A 431-nucleotide genomic window follows, 5' to 3' on the forward strand; every position below is an offset into this window, starting at 1 on the left:
ATCGCCGGCGAAAGGCTATTGTTGAACCTCCCAACGGATGGATCAAGGCAGTCATGGGCTTCAGACAATTCAGTCTTCGCGGCCTCGAAAAGGTCGGTGCTGAGTGGAAAATGGTTTGCATGGCACTCAACTTAAGGCGAATGGCTTATTTGTGATGGCAACTGCAGTCGATGAGGCCGCTTATCGCATGACTATGCGGCCCTCTGATGCACCCTGGCAATTAAAGCTGGTTGCGACCAATTGGAAAATTCGACTCGCCGATAAATATAGGCCGGCATTTGTCCTCTGCCGCGCAGACTCCTAGGGAAGCGCTGATTCATTCGGCGCTTCCGCGCGAGCCATGGACGGCTCGCCAAATCAGACGCGAAAGTGCCTGATTTGTAAGCAAAGACAAAACCACACTTTTGTCTTTGCGAACTGATTTTTGCCAG

The 431-nt window shown here is 51.7% G+C and carries 1 protein-coding gene; it reads left to right on the plus strand.

The genetic code is table 11. The annotated features are described in order from the left end of the window. Positions 1-155, plus strand: a 155-nt coding sequence (locus tag FEF65_RS13300) for a transposase (RefSeq protein ID WP_153227333.1), incomplete at its 5' end; no start/stop codon positions are given. Positions 156-431: the final 276 nt, after the last annotated feature.

This window comes from Mariprofundus erugo, assembly GCF_005818865.1.
In the GTDB taxonomy this organism is placed as follows: Bacteria; Pseudomonadota; Zetaproteobacteria; order Mariprofundales; family Mariprofundaceae; genus Mariprofundus; species Mariprofundus erugo.